Annotated in this window: 7 protein-coding genes and 1 tRNA gene; 1 reads left to right on the plus strand and 7 read right to left on the minus strand. The window is 57.5% G+C overall.

The genetic code is table 11. The features are described 5' to 3' along the window. Nucleotides 1–84: 84 nt before the first annotated feature. From ACPJXG_RS27435 to ACPJXG_RS27455, 5 genes are all read right to left on the minus strand, one after another. Complete coding sequence (locus tag ACPJXG_RS27435) at nt 85–3246, minus strand: type I restriction endonuclease subunit R (protein WP_425254796.1); 3162 nt, start codon at nt 3244–3246, stop codon at nt 85–87. Nucleotides 3247–3548: 302 nt separating this feature from the next. Next, a complete protein-coding gene (locus ACPJXG_RS27440; RefSeq protein WP_425252888.1) occupies nt 3549–4961 on the minus strand; it encodes an ATP-binding protein in 1413 nt (470 codons plus the stop codon). After that, nucleotides 4958–6289 (minus strand): restriction endonuclease subunit S, encoded by a 1332-nt coding sequence (locus tag ACPJXG_RS27445; RefSeq protein WP_425252889.1) that lies wholly within the window; start codon nt 6287–6289, stop codon nt 4958–4960. Before ACPJXG_RS27445 ends, ACPJXG_RS27440 begins: the two co-directional genes overlap by 4 nt. Further along, nucleotides 6279–7844: a type I restriction-modification system subunit M gene (locus tag ACPJXG_RS27450; protein WP_425252890.1), complete on the minus strand. Its 1566-nt coding sequence runs from the start codon at nt 7842–7844 to the stop codon at nt 6279–6281. The genes ACPJXG_RS27445 and ACPJXG_RS27450 overlap by 11 nt, the downstream gene beginning before the upstream one ends. A gap of 177 nt (nt 7845–8021) precedes the next feature. Then, nucleotides 8022–8097: transfer RNA gene (locus tag ACPJXG_RS27455), tRNA-Arg, on the minus strand. Between the two features lie 199 nt (nt 8098–8296). Between ACPJXG_RS27455 and ACPJXG_RS27460 the strand changes: the two genes are divergently transcribed. Then, the gene (locus tag ACPJXG_RS27460) at nt 8297–8860 is read left to right on the plus strand and encodes a c-type cytochrome (protein ID WP_425252891.1); all 564 of its coding nucleotides are present in this window, start codon (nt 8297–8299) and stop codon (nt 8858–8860) included. 183 nt (nt 8861–9043) lie between these two features. Here the strand turns inward: ACPJXG_RS27460 and ACPJXG_RS27465 are convergent, their stop codons facing one another. Both ACPJXG_RS27465 and ACPJXG_RS27470 read right to left on the minus strand, forming a co-directional pair. After that, complete coding sequence (locus tag ACPJXG_RS27465; protein WP_425252892.1) at nt 9044–11113, minus strand: M13 family metallopeptidase; 2070 nt, start codon at nt 11111–11113, stop codon at nt 9044–9046. 188 nt (nt 11114–11301) lie between these two features. Further along, on the minus strand, nt 11302–13377 hold the full coding sequence (locus tag ACPJXG_RS27470) for a M13 family metallopeptidase (RefSeq protein ID WP_425252893.1): 2076 nt from the start codon (nt 13375–13377) through the stop codon (nt 11302–11304). Nucleotides 13378–13411 lie beyond the last annotated feature (34 nt).

Here is a 13411-nt window from a genome sequence, read left to right on the forward strand (position 1 = left end):
GAGCGTATAGCAATAACGGTTGGCGGACTAGGCCAGTTTCCCCCGGCCACACCAAAACCGCCAACGATACCCTGTTGAGAGTGGTCAGCTCCACTCCACGCACAGCGACTCGGCCTGTTCCAGAATCAGTTGCACAGCCGTATCCTGCTTAACGGGCGGATATTTATACTTGCGCAAAATTCGCTTCACCAGCAAGCGCAGCTTGGCCCGAACGCTATCGCGTACAGCCCAGTCGATGCTGACGTTCTGCCGCAGGCTCTCTGCCAGTTCATGGGCGATTTTCTTTAACGTCTCGTCACCCAGCTCGCGCGCCGAGTCCTCGTTCTCCGCCAACGCATCATAGAAGGCCAACTCGTCGGTATTGAGGCCAAGATCGCTACCCCGGCCGACCGCCTCCTTGAACTTCTTCGCCATCGCAATCAGCTCTTCCATGACCTGGGCGGTCTCGATGGAGCGATTCTGATAACGCTTGATCACGTTGACCAGCATCTCGCTGAACTTGTTGTTCTGCACCACATTGGTGGCAAAACGGGCCTTGATCTCGCCTTCCAGCAGACGCTCCAGCAATTCGACCGCCAGGTTGCGCTCGGGCAGGTTGCGTACCTCATTCAGGAAATCGTCATCGAGGATGCCAATATTGGGCTTCTCCAGGCCGGCGGCATTGAAGATGTCGACAACCTCGTTCGAGACCAGCGCAGAACCGATGATCTGCCGGACCGCCAAGTCACGTTCCTCGTCTGTTCGCTTTTTGCTGCTGATTTCCTTCTTGGTCAGCAGCACCTTGACGGCCTGAAAAAACGCGACCTCGTCGCGCACGGCCTTGGCCTCGTCGAGCGTGCAGCACAGCGTAAAGGCTTTCGACATGGCCAGTGCAGTATCGCAGAATCGCTTCTTGCCATCCTTCAGCCCGAGTATGTGGTTGGCCGCCTTGGCCAGCATGCCGTGTCCACCCGTCAGAAAACCGCTGTAGTCGATACCATGCAACATGGCACGCAGCACATCCATCATCTCATCCAGCACGGCATACGCCTCGTGCGAGTCGACAGTGGGGCGTCCTCGCCCCTTGCTAGCGGTATACTCGTTCAACGCCTGCTTCAGGTCGCTGGCAATGCCAATGTAGTCCACGACCAGGCCACCCTGCTTGTCCTTGAATACGCGGTTGACGCGCGCGATTGCCTGCATCAGGTTGTGGCCCTTCATGGGCTTGTCCACATACATGGTGTGCACGCAAGGAGCATCGAAGCCGGTCAGCCACATGTCTCGCACGATCACCAGCCGCATCGGATCATCCGGATCCTTGAAGCGCTTCTCCATGCGTTTCTTGATCTGTTTTGAGTAGATATGCGGCCGCAGCAGCGGTTTGTCGCTGGATGAACCCGTCATGACCACTTTGATCACGCCCTTCTCTGGATCGTCGTCGTGCCAATCGGGACGCAGGGCGATGATGGCCTTGTACAGATGAGCACAGATGTCACGGCTCATGGCCACGACCATGGCCTTGCCGGATTGTGCCTTGTCGCGCTCCTCGAAATGTCGCACCAGATCAGCCGCGACCTGCTGAATGCGCGGCTCGGCACCGACTACTTTTTCCAGCGCGGCCCAGCGGCTCTTGAGCAATGCCTTCTGGTCATCGTCTTCTTCGTCCTCTGCCAGCTCATCCACCTCATCATCGATGCCGGCAAGTGACTCTTCCTTCAGACCGAGCTTGGCCAGGCGCGACTCGTAATAGATCGCCACCGTGGCGCCATCGTCGCGCGCCTGCTGCATGTCGTAGATGTGGATATAGTCACCAAACACGGCGCGCGTATCGCGGTCTTCGTTCGATACCGGAGTGCCCGTGAAAGCGACGAAGGTGGCGTTCGGCAGCGCATCGCGCAGATTTTGCGCATAACCTACCTGATACCGCTCCAGATACTGCGCTGGCGCCTCTGCGGCGCCGAGTTCCGTCGCGGGCAGTGTTCCGGTACCCAACATACGAGAAGGTATTTTGCGGGTCTTCAGCCTGGCTTCAAAACCGTATTGAGTCCGATGCGCCTCATCAGCGATAACCACGATGTTGTGGCGGTCCGACAGCAGCGGATAGGTGTCTTCATCTTCGCCCGGCATGAATTTCTGAATCGTGGCAAAGACGATGCCGCCCGATGGCCGGTTCGCCAGCTTGGCGCGCAAGTCCTGCCGTGTCGTACCCTGCACCGGTTGCTCGCGCAGCAAATCCTGCGACAGCGAGAAAACCCCGAATAACTGCCCATCGAGATCATTGCGGTCAGTGATGACGACGATGGTCGGGTTTTCCATTGCCGTCTCGCGCATCACGCGCGCGGCGAAACAGGTCATGGTGATGCTCTTGCCCGATCCTTGGGTATGCCACACCACGCCACCTTTCTGGCCGCCACCCGGGCGCGACGCGGCTACCACCTGCGCGATCGCCGCGCGCACGGCATGGAACTGATGATAACCGGCGATTTTCTTGGTCAAGGTACCGTCATCCTCGAACAGCACGAAGAAGCGCAGGAAGTCCAGCAGGTAGGCCGGCGCCAGCACGCCACGCACCAGAGTCTCCAGTTCATTAAACTGCCCCAGCGGATCGAGCGTCACGCCGTCGATGGTGCGCCAGGCCATGTAGCGCTCGGCGTTGCTGGACAACGACCCCATGCGTGCCTCGCTGCCATCGGCGATCACCAGCACCTCGTTGTACTGGAACACGTCGGGTATCTGTTCCTTGTACGTTTCAATCTGGTCGTATGCCTTCCAGATGTCGGCATTTTCATCGGCCGGGTTCTTCAGCTCCAGCAGTACCAGCGGCAAGCCGTTGATGAAGAGGATGATGTCAGGGCGCCGCGTATGCTTGCTACCCTTGATCGAGAACTGGTTGATCGCCAGCCACTCGTTGGCCGCCACGTCGGCGAAGTCGATCAGGTGCACAAAGTCGCCACGGGTCTCGCCGTCGCGCTGGTATTCGACAGGCACGCCATTCACCAGCAGTCGATGGAACAGCCGGTTCGCCGACAGCAATACAGGCGTATCGAGGTTCAAGACCTGCTGTAACGCGTCTTCGCGGGCCACCAACGGGACCGAAGGGTTGAGCCTGGCAATGGCGCTGCGCAGGCGCTCAACGAGCACTACCTGCGTATAGTTGGTCCGTTCGGGCGCATCGCCGTCCAATGCTATGTTCGGTCCATAGACGTGGCTGTAGCCGGTATCAACCAGCCAGGTCAGGGTTTCTTGTTCGAGTTGGTCTTCAGTCATCAAGCGGCCCGCATATGTCGTTGAAATCGACACGTTGATCAAATTGTTTAAAAACGGCGCCAAAATCGACACGTTCACCACACGCACTTTAATGATCGGAAAAGCAATGCTCAATGTGCATCGCTAAATCGTTCTTTTAAGCAACAATATTATTGCATAAATACCAAATTAAAAAGCTTATTCCGATAACAACAGCTGGACTATACAGCGCAGACGACATTAGCGATTGAATGAAAATTATGTTTATTTTCAAAGGTTTACGCGAAAATACAAAGAATAATCACGTTTGTAATTAAATGAGTTTATGTCCAATATGGAACGTATTTGACATATCGCTTGGACAGGCTTTCAGGATCGTCCGGTTTGATCTTGTTTTGCTCTACCGCAGTAGCAATAATTTGTGATACGGCAGACACCTTGGCCCGCGTATCGTCGAGCTTGAAGCGCTCCCTCAGACTTTGATTGCTCATCTTTTCATTGCTGACATACTTCAGGCAACAATGCATGTAGCAGGCATTGACACGCTCCTTGGCATCCATGTCCACGAACTCCTTGTGCGCGAACAGGACGGCCGTCGTATGCATTGGTGCAACACGAAACTCGGGCGCAGGCAATTGGTAATATTCAGTGCTGGACACCACCTTGTCGATGCCACTGCCTTTTTCTTCACAGATGCCAAGGCGGCGCATCAAATCGGCCAGTTTTTCATTGCGCGAGCTGTATTCGTCAACGAAGCGCTCGGTAGGAATCAATGGCTGGCCGGGATTGGTAATTTCAATCCTGTCCGCGTAAATCTCGATCATCACAGAACTGCCCGTGGCTTCGAAGTCCTGATGCACCAAGGCATTGGCAACCAGTTCCCGAATGGCCAGCTCGGGAAACATGCGCACCTCTTCACGCAGTGCCTGACCGATCACCTCGTTGACTGGCAGCTGGACATTGACATAATGAATCAGGCTTTCAAAGCCGACGGCATATCCCTTCTGTCCGATCAGGTCGCGTTCGGTGTGCAGCTTGTTATTGCCCCGGTACTTGATCACCCGCACCGTCTTGCGTGTCAGGGAATCGAACTGGCGCATGTCTTTCGCCAGCAGCAAGGCACCCAGGTTGGTGATCGCGTACTGCGCGGCGACCGGCCGCACCAGCTTTTCGCTGACCAGGCGCGCCAGGACGCCCTCGCGCGTCGCCGGCAACGGCAACTTCATCAGATCAAAAAACGTCTGGACATCAAGCGCCGCGACCACCTGATCCGCATCGATGACGGCCGAAGCATCAAGCGCGAGAAAGTCCGCCTTTCCTTCGGCAAAAATACGGCCCAGCTGGTCCGGCGACATCGGCACCAGTTCTTCGCCTGAGCGCATCAGATACATGCCGCCGACATGCCGGGGAGTGCCAATGGGCCGGCCGGGAATATCAAACACAAGAATGCGCCCATCGGGATGATGTAGCTCTTCAATCTCGACCCGGAACTGCAGCGCAGTAAGAATGCGTCCCTTGGTCGCGCCAGTGTCCAGGAATGCCTGGGTTCCAACAACACGCCGCGGAGCCTTGTCACTGATACCCAGCACCAAGTGCCCGCCACCTTCATTGGCAAGCGCCACGCAATACTTGAGCAACTTGTCCGTGTCGTATTGCTGCTTCGCTTCCTTGAATTCCAGATGCTCGGTTTCAGGTGCGCCAGACAGCCAACGGTCAACTTGCTCAGGCGTGATCATGCGATGGCTTCCTCAAGGATGGTTTCGGCTTCTGGCAGGCGCAATTGGCCGGAGATCAGACGGGGGAGCAGGGTGTCGCGAAGCGCAGCTAGAGTACGCCCTGTTTTATGATTTACCGCAATGCTTTTTTGAATCACTTCCACAACTCGGGCAAATGCAAAAGCGACATTTTCATCCGGCACGGCAAGCATGTAGCGCCCAAGCACATCATTTTGAACGCGCTGGCGCCCGCTGGTGCCAGACATGCTCTGAATCGCGTACTCCCTGAATTCCGGGTGCCGGCACAGCAAGTAGCCGAAATATTCTGGAAGTGGTTTTTTTGGGCGCAGTACCAAGAACTCCGTTGATCCCCATCCGATCTGATCATCCGCGAGAAAATCAACAAACGCCGCCTTGCCATTCTCCAGGCAAGGCGTGATGCGCGCCAGCAAAGTGTCGCCATTGCGAAATTTTGCACCAGAACCCATGTCACGTTGGATAGGCGCTTCAACGCAGTGCCCACTGGTGGACAAGCTCGCCATGTCAAGGTACGGCGCGCTAACTGATTTCTTGAGAGAACGTTTTGGGTTGATGTCGAACGCGTCGGCTAAAGTCGCTATCTGCCATCCCTTTGGCACAGTCCCCAACTCCGACTCGTCAAAACTATCCGGGAACAGCGCCGCAGTTGCCTCGTCCATGCCCTCGGGCACACGCCCCTCCAGCTTGGCACGCACGGGATCGAAGTCCACGAACCACGACTTGAACAGGGCTTGGGCGATGGCTTCGAGGGTGGCGTTGGTTTCACGCAGAAGAGCTATGCGGTCGTCGAGGGAACCCAAAACGCTGGCAATCCCGTTCTGCTCTCGAAGGGACGGCAATGCGAACGCAAACTCACAAATTCGTCCAGGCGAAGTATGTTTCACTGTGGAGCCTGTAGCGGTTGACACAACCCAATGGCGATAGTCACTGGCCCGCATCAGGTACTGTAAATAACGCGGCCGGATTGGTGCTTCAGGCTTGATCTGAACTAACCCCACACGTTGATTATGTAGCCACGTAGTTCCAGATGTCATCGGCACAAACGCTGCAAAGCCAAGAGTATCGGCGGCTTTACTTAAGTCGGTCATTGTGACGATTACGTCGCCAGGCCGCAGGATATAGTCGTTGGATATCGGCCCTGAATAATATTTCCCTTTGCCTGGCCGAAACCCACCTCCAACCGAAAAATTTCCAGGTGTTGTAAGCTGATAAGGTGTCTGTTCGTCAGTGAAAAACTCGCCTTTAAACGCAAATCCGTGCTTGATATTGATCACGTCAGCTAAGCGACATTCGCTCCATTCAGATCTCATATCCCAGCCCTCCCAGCTTCTGGCGTATCAGTTGATCCAGCTCCGCCCCCTTGGCCATCTGCTCACCCAACGTCTCGGTCAGCATCCGCATTTTGTCGTCAAATGCTTCATCATCATCTTCGATGGCTTCTGCGCCTACATAGCGGCCCGGCGTGAGGACATGGCCATGTTCGGCGATTTCGGCCAGCGTGACGCTGCGGCAAAACCCAGGCATATCCTGATATTCGCCTGTCTCCGCTTCGCCACGCCACGCCGCCACAATCCCTGCGATCTTGTCGGTCACTTCCTCGGCAAATTCGCACTGTACGCGACTGATCATGCTTCCCAGTTTGCGCGCGTCGATGAACAACACTTCGCCTTGTCGGGCACGCTTTTCCTTGACCAGGAACCACAGACATGCAGGAATCTGGGTATTAGAAAAGAGCTGACCCGGCAATGCAATCATCACTTCAACCTTATCGGCATCGACCATCGCGCGGCGGATTTCGCCTTCGCTATTCTGACTTGAGGTCATGGAGCCGTTGGCCAGCACGATGCCGGCTCGGCCGGTGGACTTGAGGTGGTACAACATGTGCTGCAGCCACGCGTAGTTGGCATTGCCTTGCGGCGGCGTACCGTAGACCCAGCGCGGGTCGCCTTCCAGGCTGCCGTGCCACCAGTCGGAAATATTGAACGGCGGATTGGCCAGCACGAAGTCGGCGCGCAGGTCGGCGTGCTGGTCGCGCACGAAGGTGTCGGCCGGCTCCTTGCCCAGGTTGAAATCGATGCCGCGAATGGCCAGGTTCATCGCTGCCAGCCGCCATGTGGTCGGATTCGCTTCCTGGCCATAGATCGACACGTCGCCGATCTTGCCGCCGTGGGCTTCGATAAAACGTTCCGATTGCACGAACATGCCGCCCGAGCCGCAACACGGGTCATACACCTTGCCGTGGTGCGGCGCCAACACGGCGACCAGGGTCTTGACGATCGACGCAGGCGTGTAGAACTGGCCGCCACGCTTGCCTTCGGCACTGGCGAACTGCCCCAGGAAATACTCGTACACCTGCCCCAGCAAATCACGCGCGTGGTTTTTCGCCGTGTCACCGGACTCGCCAAAGCCGATGCTCGAAACCAAATCGACCAGTTCGCCGAGCTTGCCGTCTGGAAGTTGTACCCGCGCGTAGCGTTTGTCGAGGATGCCCTTGAGCTTGGGGTTTTCCAGCTCGATCAGGGATAGCGCATCATCGATGCGCTTGCCGATGTCAGCCTGCTTGGCTTGCGCGCGTAACGTTTCCCAGCGGGCAGCTTCCGGCACCCAGAATACGTTGACCTCCTTGTAGTAGTCGCGGTCCTCCAGTTCCTCGGCCAGCATGTCTGCGTCGACGTCATGCAGGAAATAGTCGTCAGCAGTGTCGGCAAAGCGGCGGGTCAATTCGTCGCGGCGGGTCTGAAAGGTGTCGGAGATATACTTGACGAAGATGAGGCCAAGGACGATATGCTTGTATTCGGCGGCGTCCATATTGGCGCGCAGTTTGTCGGCCGTAGCCCAAAGTGTTTTTTTGATGTCTTCTATCATGTTGAAGCGAGGCTGATGGATCGTGGTGAGACGGTCATCTTATCCTATGTGCGATAGCAAAAAATTTGCCAGCGACCTTCCCATCGGAAACGCATGGACACTAGGCTAGATTCTCGAAATAATACGATTTTTGAATAGAAATACTACTGAAATCTGGCGGAGAGCCCTGATTTATCTTGGTGCGGCTGGCGGGGATCGAACCCACGACCCTTGGCTTCGGAGGCCAATACTCTATCCACTGAGCTACAGCCGCGTAGGGGGAATTTCTGAAGTGATGCGAAGGATACCGTTTTTCTTTACCTACGTCTACGGAAACTGTCGTATCGCTGGCAATTGCATGTCACTGCTCAATTTTTGTGCCTATAATTGTGGGTTTCATAAAGGTTTACATCCAAGCATGTAAAAATGCTACCTTACACGGCCATCAGTTTCAAATCTGGACTAAGGACATCATGAGCGACGCACATAACGAACAACAATCAGCGATCAAAACGCCTAAACAATTGCTTGCCGCCGTAGCTGGCTTCTTCCTCATCACCGTCATCGGCATCATCCTGCTGGTGCAGTTCGTCACGGCGCAAAAACTGACGGGCGCCGGTACCGACAGCCAGTCGCCGGAAGCCATTGCCGAGCGCCTGAGTCCGGTGGCCAACGCCGGCTTTACCTTCAAGGATGCCAGCGGTCCGAAAGTGCTGCAAAGCGGTGAAGCCGTGTACACAGCGACCTGCGTGGCTTGCCATGGCGCCGGCGTGGCCGGTGCGCCGAAATTTGGCGACGCGGGCGGCTGGTCGGCCCGTCTGGCCCAGGGCTACGATACGGTCCTGAAACACGCCATCGAAGGCTTGCGCGCGATGCCGGCCAAGGGCGGCAATCCCGACCTCGACGATGTGGAAGTGGCGCGCGCCGTCGTCTATATCGCCAACGCGTCGGGCGGCAAGTTCAAGGAACCGGAAGTGCCGGCACCGGCTGCTGCAGCAGCCGATGGCGCTGCTCCTGCAGCCGAGCCTGCCAAATAACTCAGCCAGCGCGCTGAACCAGGAACCGCCCGGATGGGCGGTTTTTTTTCGCCTGCGCATAAGTAAGCGATTTGTCGGATTACGCGTTTCGCTAATCCGACCTACGCGACGTTCGCGACGGACGTAAAAAAGCCGCCCGGCTTGATAGCGGGGCGGCTCGGTGCTAGTGCGTCAGCACTGCTGTTACCACATGATGACGCGGTCTTTCGGTGGCAGATACATCTTGTCGCCCGGTTTCACGTCGAAGGCTTGATAGAAGCCGGGCTGGTTGCGCATGGTGCCGTTGGCGCGGAACTGGCCTGGCGAGTGCGGGTCCGTTTTCAGCAAGACCAGTTGCTGCGCTTCACGCATCTTCATGCGCCATACCTGGGCAAAGCCCGCGTAGAAGCGCTGCTCTCCCGTGAAGCCGTCGATGACGGGGGCTTTCTTGCCGTTCAGCGACAATTTGTACGCTTTATACGCGATCGCCACGCCGGAATTGTCGGCGATGTTCTCGCCCAGGGTCAGTTCGCCGTTGACGAAGTGGTCCTTGACGGGGCTGAAGCTGTTGTACTGCGCCACCAGCTGCTTGGTTTTCTTGGCGAAGTTTTTATGGTCAGCCTTGGTCCACCAGTCGCGCAGGTTGCCGTCGCCGTCGTACTGGGCGCCCTGGTCATCGAAGCCGTGGCTGATTTCATGGCCGATGACGCCGCCGATGGCGCCATAGTTGACGGCGTCGTCCGCGTTGGCGTCGAAGAACGGCGCTTGCAGGATGGCGGCCGGGAAGACGATTTCGTTCAGTTCCGGGTTGTAATAGGCGTTCACGGTTTGCGGCGTCATGCCCCACTCGTCGCGGTCGATAGGCTGGCCCAGCTTGTTCAATTCGCGGTTGTAGTTCAGCAAGTGCGAACGCTGGATGTTGCCGATCAAGTCGTCCGGCGCCACCGTCAGGCCCGAGTAATCGCGCCATTTGTTCGGGTAGCCGATCTTGGTGGTGAACTTGGCCAGCTTGATTTGCGCCTGTTTCTTGGTGACAGGGCTCATCCAGTCGAGCTTGTCGATGCTTTGCTGGTAGGCCGTCATCAGGTTTTTCACCAGCGCTTCCATGCGCACCTTGCGTTCGGCCGGGAAATATTGCTCCACGTACAGCTGGCCCACGGCTTCGCCCAGCGCGCCTTCGACGGCGCCCACGCCGCGTTTCCAGCGCGGACGCATTTCCGTCACGCCCGTCAGGGTGGTGCCATAGAAAGCGAAGTTTTCATCGACATACGCTTTTGGCAGATAGCCGGCGTTAGCGTGCAGCAAGTGCCACTGGAAGTATGCTTTCCACGTGTCCAGCGGCGTCTTGTTGGCGATCTCGGCAAAGCCTTTCAGATAGCTGGGCTGGCTGACGATCACATAATTGACCTTGCCGGCAATGCCCGTGTCCTTCAGGTAACGGGCCCAGTCGTAGCCTGGCGCCACGCTGGCCAGTTTCGCCAATTCCACCTTGTTGTAGGTCTTGACGGGATCGCGGTTCTGCACATTGCTCCATTGCGCCTTGGCCAGTTCCGTTTCCAGCGCCAGGATGGCCTTGGCATTGGCGGCGGCATTCGCGTCGCCAGCCAGGCTCAGCATTTTTTCCACATGAGCCAGGTATTTGGCGCGCGTATCGGCCTTGCCCGCTTCCAGGTAGTAATCGCGGTCAGGCAAACCCAGGCCGCTTTGCACGATGTCGGCCACGTATTTGGTGGAATCCTTGGCGTCCTGGTGGATGCCGAAGTCGTAAGGCGAAGTCACGCCCAGCTTGCTGAAGTGGGCAATCACGGCCGGCAATTCCGCCTTGTCCTGCAGCGCGGCGATCTTCGCCAGTTCCGCGTTCAATGGGCTCAAGCCCAGGCTTTCCAGCTTGGCTTCATCCATGAAACTGTGATAAAAATCACCGATTTTCTGTGCATTCGAACCGGCTGCGCGTGCCTTGTCAGCGGCGGCGCCTTCGACGATGCCGCGCAGCTGCGTTTGCGTGTCATCAGCCAGCTTGGCAAAGCTGCCCCAGCTCGACTTGTCGGCAGGAATCACGGTTTCCGCCAGCCATTTGCCATTCAGGTGCTGGAACAGATCGTCCTGCGCGCGCACGGCAGGATCGACGTACTCGACGGCGATGCCGGACGTCAGCGCCGCGGCGGCGACGGTCGTGGCGGAAGCGGCTTTCTTGGCGCTATCAGCGGCGCCAGCCATGCCGGACACGCCGGCCAGCAAACTCAGGGTCAATGCACTTAACAAATAACGATTCACGGTTGTCCTCTATATTATATTGTGTGGAATATAAGGGTCAGAAGGCCCAAGGCTTCTGGCCCGGTTTTTGACTGTAGCATACCGGCCGAAACGACAGAAAAAACTTTGGCCAGAATGCAAAAAAGACCACGCGAGGTGGTCTTTTCTGTTGTTACAGTAGTACGTTTTCTACGACGACGTGCACGTGATTACCAGATGATCACGCGGTTTTCCGGAGCGACATACATCTTGTCGCCCGGTTTCACGCCAAACGCTTCATAAAAACCAGGCTGGTTGACCATGGTGCCATTCGCGCGATACTGGCCCGGCGAATGCGGGTCGGTCTTGATCTGCACGATTTGCTGCGCTTCGCGCATCTTGCTGCGCCACACCTGGCCAAAGCCCATGTAGAAACGCTGGTCGCCCGTCAAGCCATCGAGCACGGGCGCCGGCTTGCCGCCCAGCGAAATCTTGTAGGCTTTGTAGGCGATCGCCACGCCCGAGTTGTCGGCGATGTTCTCGCCCAGGGTCAGCGCGCCGTTGACGTGGTAGCCCGGCAATGGGCTGTAGCCGTCATATTGCTTGGTCAGCGCGTCGGCCTTGGCGGCGAAGTTCTTGCGGTCGGCCGGGGTCCACCAGTCGCGCAGGTTGCCGTCGCCATCGGACTGGCTGCCCTTGTCGTCGAAGCCGTGGCTGATTTCATGGCCGATGACGGCGCCGATGGCGCCATAGTTGACGGCGTCGTCCGCGTTGGCGTCAAAGAACGGCGGCTGCAGAATCGAGGCCGGGAAGACGATTTCATTCATCGTCGAGCTGTAATAGGCGTTCACCGTTTGCGGCGTCATGCCCCACTCTTCGCGGTCGATCGGCTTGCCCAGCTTGGCCACCTGGCGCGCCGAAGCGAAATTCGCCGCGCGCATCATGTTGCCCACTAGGTCGCCCTGGACGATTTGCAGCTTCGTGTAATCGCGCCATTTGTTCGGATACGCGATCTTCGGCGTGAACTTGGCCAGCTTGGCTTGCGCTTCCTTCTTGGTTTCCGGGCTCATCCAGTCCAGGGTGTCGATGCTGTCCTTGTAGGCGGCCAGCACGTTTTTCACCAGTTCCTGCATGTGCGCCTTGCGCTCCGCAGGGAAATATTGCGCGACATACAATTTGCCGACGGCTTCGCCCAGCACGCCTTCGACGGCGCCCACGCCACGCTTCCAGCGCGGCTGGTTTTCCGTCACGCCACTGAGTACCGTGCCATAGAAGGCAAAGTTCTCGTCGACGAAGTTTTTCGACAGATAGCTGGCATAGCTGTTCAGCAACTGCCATTCGAAGTAGGCTTTCACGGTGTCCAGGTCGCTTGCGGCCAGTACCTTGTTGTAGCCGGCCAGGTAACTCGGCTGGTTGACGATGACGTAATCGACCTTGTTGGCGATGCCCAAGGCAGCCAGGCTGGACTTCAGGTCGTAGCCGGGGGTCAGCTCGTTCAGCTTGTTGATGTCGGTCTTGTTGTAGCGTTTCACAGGGTCGCGGTTCTCAACCTTGGTCCATTGCACTTCGGCCAAGGCCGTTTCCAGCGCAACGACAGCCTTGGCGCGGGCGGCGGCATTCTTGTCGCCGGCCATGGCCAGCATTTTTTCCACGTGCGCCTGGTATTTTTCTTTCACGCCAGCCTGCTTGGCTTCCAGGTAGTAATCGCGGTCAGGCATGCCCAGGCCACTTTGGCTCACATACACGGCGTATTTGGTGGAGGCGCGGGCATCCTGGCCCACATACACGGCGTACGGGGTCGACACGCGCGCCTGGCTCAGGTGGGCGATCAGGGCGGGTACGCCCTTCTTGTCGCGCAGCGAGCGGATGCGGTTCAGTTCGCCGGCCAGCGGCTTCGTGCCCAGCGCTTCGAGCTTGGCTTCATCCATGTAACTGGCGTAGAGGTCGCTGATTTTCTGCGCTTCGGAACCAGCTTTCTTGTTTTTGTCCTGTTGCGTAGCGACAATGATGCCGCGCAATTGCGGCGTCGTGTCATCGCGCAACTTGGCGAACGAACCCCAGCTCGACTTGTCGGCAGGAATCTCGGCCGTGGCCAGCCACTTGCCATTCAAATGGGTGAAAAAATCGTCCTGCACGCGCACGGCAGGGTCGATGTACTGCACGTCGATGCCGGAAACGACGCCAGCGGCGGCAGGTGCGGCGCTTGGAGCCACGGTCGGGGCGGCAGCGGCGGATACGGGTTCGGCGGCATGGGCAAACGCAGCCAACAGGGTCAGGGTCAGACTGCTCAAGAGATAGCGATTCACGGATTGTCCTTATGGGGCATGTCAAAAAGACCGG

The organism is Janthinobacterium sp. NFX145 (assembly GCF_049810325.1).
GTDB classification, from domain to species: Bacteria; Pseudomonadota; Gammaproteobacteria; order Burkholderiales; family Burkholderiaceae_D; genus Janthinobacterium; species Janthinobacterium rivuli.

Excerpts from the sequence above, each read along its gene's own strand:
- ACPJXG_RS27435 (WP_425254796.1), bottom strand. The coding sequence starts at position 3,246 with ATGACTGAAGACCAACTCGAACAAGAAACCCTGACCTGGCTGGTTGAT.
- ACPJXG_RS27440 (WP_425252888.1), bottom strand. The coding sequence starts at position 4,961 with ATGATCACGCCTGAGCAAGTTGACCGTTGGCTGTCTGGCGCACCTGAA.
- ACPJXG_RS27445 (WP_425252889.1), bottom strand. The coding sequence starts at position 6,289 with ATGAGATCTGAATGGAGCGAATGTCGCTTAGCTGACGTGATCAATATC.
- ACPJXG_RS27450 (WP_425252890.1), bottom strand. The coding sequence starts at position 7,844 with ATGATAGAAGACATCAAAAAAACACTTTGGGCTACGGCCGACAAACTG.
- ACPJXG_RS27460 (WP_425252891.1), top strand. The coding sequence starts at position 8,297 with ATGAGCGACGCACATAACGAACAACAATCAGCGATCAAAACGCCTAAA.